General features: G+C 71.6%; 1 protein-coding gene. It reads right to left on the minus strand.

Going from position 1 to position 630, the window contains the following annotated elements; all coding sequences use genetic code 11:
• The coding region (locus KN815_RS30430; protein WP_216345087.1) for a beta-ketoacyl synthase N-terminal-like domain-containing protein at nucleotides 1–630 on the minus strand (630 nt) is incomplete at both ends.

Genomic DNA, 630 nt, shown 5'->3' on the forward strand with positions numbered 1-630 from the left:
TGGCCAGCACCTTGTGGCCGTTGCGCTGCGCGTCCGACAGCCGCTCCACGAGCAGCATGCCGACGCCCTCACCCCAGCCGGTGCCGTCGGCCGCCGCCCCGAACGGCTTGCAGCGGCCGTCCGCGGCCAGGCCGCGCTGCCGGCTGAACTGGACGAACGCCGCCGGGGTGGACATCACCGTGATGCCACCGGCCAGCGCGAGCGTGCACTCGCGCTGGCGCAGTGCCTGAACGGCCAGGTGCAAGGCCACGAGGGACGACGAGCACGCCGTGTCCACGGAGAGCGCGGGGCCCTCGAGGCCCATGGTGTAGGAGATCCGGCCGGAGACGATGCTCGCCGCGTTGCCCGTGCCGGAGTGGCCCTCGACATCTTCCGTGCTCTCGGCGGCACCGAGCGTGAGCATGGAGTAGTCCTGGCCGTTGGTTCCGACGAACACGCCGGTCCGGCTGCCCCGCAGGGACATCGGGTCGATGCCCGCCCGCTCGAACGCCTCCCACGACGTCTCCAGCAGCAGTCGCTGCTGCGGGTCCATGGAGAGCGCCTCGCGCGGCGAGATCCCGAAGAACGCCGGATCGAATTGGTCGGCGTTCTCCAGGAAGCCGCCCTCGGTCGTGTAGCTGGTGCCGGGAC

It is taken from the genome of Streptomyces niphimycinicus (genome assembly GCF_018883605.1).
Lineage (GTDB): Bacteria > Actinomycetota > Actinomycetes > Streptomycetales > Streptomycetaceae > Streptomyces > Streptomyces niphimycinicus.